Source organism: Thermococcus sp., from assembly GCF_027012695.1.
Classification (GTDB): domain Archaea; phylum Methanobacteriota_B; class Thermococci; order Thermococcales; family Thermococcaceae; genus Thermococcus.
Map to the genome: position 1 here is coordinate 1 of NZ_JALUYR010000116.1, position 1,621 is coordinate 1,621.

Annotated in this window: 2 protein-coding genes; one reads left to right on the top strand and one right to left on the bottom strand. The window is 33.9% G+C overall.

What is annotated here, in order from left to right:
- Nucleotides 1–39: 39 nt before the first annotated feature.
- On the bottom strand, nucleotides 40–1,248 hold the full coding sequence (locus MV985_RS08380) for an McrC family protein (protein ID WP_297465235.1): 1,209 nt from the start codon (nucleotides 1,246–1,248) through the stop codon (nucleotides 40–42).
- A gap of 222 nt (nucleotides 1,249–1,470) precedes the next feature.
- On the opposite strand from MV985_RS08380, the gene MV985_RS08385 reads away from it, so the two are divergent.
- Nucleotides 1,471–1,621: transposase (locus tag MV985_RS08385; RefSeq protein WP_297465237.1), on the top strand; the 151-nt coding region annotated here is incomplete at its 3' end.

Sequence of the window (1,621 nt, forward strand, 5' to 3'; positions counted from 1 at the left end):
AGTGGATAGACGAGCTCGAGCCAGCATTTGCCGACAAGTTTATTTTCGAATAGGAGCGCAAATATGCTCGTTGCATATTTGTGGCTTCTGTAGATCGACGAAACAAATCTCAAATAAAATATTTTTCTGCTTTCGAATACTAAAGTGATTTACAATTCTTAGATCATCATTTATTTTGGGATAGATCAGGAGGACTTTTTTACAATTTTTATATTTTGCTGCATATGCAAATATCTGATAAAGATCAATTTGAGAAATGTCTTGTTCGCTTTGAATAATTTTCCATTTAGTATCGGCTATGATCTCTCCATCATTGATGACTATATCGGGTTTGAGACGAAATCTGCTACAATCTTCATCAAATAAGCAATATCTACTGTGTTGCAATTTTACATTTTTGCACTGCTTTTTAAGTAGTCTCCCCACATACCGCTCAAATACCTTATTCATATCAAACAATAGCGCAAAAGCTATACTATCCCCTTTGTAAGATGTAAAAGATTTTTCCATTAAAAAGAGTTTCGCCCAAGCAAGAGCATTGGCATAGTACTCCATTGTTCTATCTATTTTGATACGAGAAAACGCATGAGCAATATTGTGGGTAATTGGCTCCACTTCATCCAAAACAAACAAAAACTCTCTTATTCTTTGTTGATTAGATATCGATTTTGTTATTTTTGCAAGTTTTAAAAGAGTGGTTTTTAGGATTTTGTTTTCTACTCTATTTGGCAGATACTCGTCAAAAGCTACGAAAAATCGCTCTTGATGAGCAAAGTTTTGTCGGATATGATCATTGAGTTTCAGTTTTCCTTTGAGAAATTTTTGATTTTGCTCTTTGATTATGTAGTCATGTTTGATACCTCTTTTACGAATCATATCCATCTCATCCAAAAACATCGAGATAAAAATCTCATAGAGAGGAAGTTTTTTGGTTTTGAGGCTCGCGAGCTGAAAATGGTGAAACTTTTTATCATAGAAACGTAGCATTTTTAGCAAAATTGATTTTGAAGCTTCTTTATTATCGCTCTTTGCCGTTTTTGGCAAAATCTCGACTACAAAGCCGCTTTTGGTCTCGATGATGCCTACATAGTTTTGAGATTTCAGCCTACCACTTCGAGAGTAGATCAAAAATCTATTTTCATTATCTTGGGCAAATTGTTCGAGTTTTTTGAATATTTTTTTAGCTTTTTGATGATTTTTTACAATTTTTTCGATCTTTTTCTCATCTATCTCTTCATACTCAATCACTTGGAGTGTCATTGCCTAACTTTTCATAGATTTTGATATAGCTATACTTTTCTCCAAAAGCATCTTTTATTTTATACATCTTTTTCTCTTCATAGAACTCGTCATCTTCGCCAAATAAAGATTCATAATCGTATAATGCCCCTAAAAAACTGGACAACAAATTTCCAAACAATCTTTCAACTTGGATAGAATATGAAGAGATAAAGAAAGAGGGAAAATATCATGAGCAAGAAACGCAAAAGCTACAGCGCAGAGTTCAAGACAAAAGTGGTTTTAGAACTACTCAAAGAAGAGGAGCCAGCTGCTAGTATAGCCAGCCGATACGGGATAACGGTACAAACGCTAAATCAATGGAAGAGAAAATTCCTTGAAA